Origin of the sequence: Streptococcus pseudopneumoniae (assembly GCF_001070815.1) — a bacterium.
Lineage (GTDB): Bacteria > Bacillota > Bacilli > Lactobacillales > Streptococcaceae > Streptococcus > Streptococcus pseudopneumoniae_P.
Genome location: NZ_JVLX01000047.1, coordinates 1 through 514 on the forward strand (window position 1 = coordinate 1; position 514 = coordinate 514).

At 44.7% G+C, this 514-nt stretch carries 1 pseudogene; it reads right to left on the minus strand.

Annotation, left to right across the window (positions count from 1 at the left end):
* A pseudogene (locus ADG81_RS05340) lies at positions 1-514 on the minus strand (hypothetical protein); the annotation flags it as partial.

The following is a 514-nucleotide window of genomic DNA, read 5'->3' on the forward strand; positions in this document are numbered from 1 at the left end:
TTTAACCTTATCTTCGATCGCTTTCTTCTCTTCTGGAGTGAGAGCATCTGGATTTGCTACTACTGTCTTATCCGCTGGTTTAACGATGTCATCGCCTGCGTTTGGTTTAGCTGCATCTGCTTCTGACTTAGTCAAGTCTGTCGCTGGAATGACCGCTGTCTTACCTGCTGGAGTTGTAACTGTCGCGTTTCCTTTATCGTCTACTACTACAGTCGCTCCTGGATTTACTGCTTTAACCTTATCTTCGATCGCTTTCTTCTCTTCTGGAGTGAGAGCATCTGGATTAGCAACTACAGTTTTGTCCGCTGGTTTAACGATGTCGTTACCTGCATTTGGTTTAGTTGCAGCTTCTGGATCTTTCGTCAAGTCTGACGCTGGAATTACTGCTGTCTTACCTTCTGGAGTCGTAACTGTCGCATTTCCTTTGTCATCTACAACTACTGTTGCATCTGGGTTAACAGCTTTAACCTTATCTTCGATCGCTTTCTTCTCAGCGTCTGTAAGTTTGTCTGGG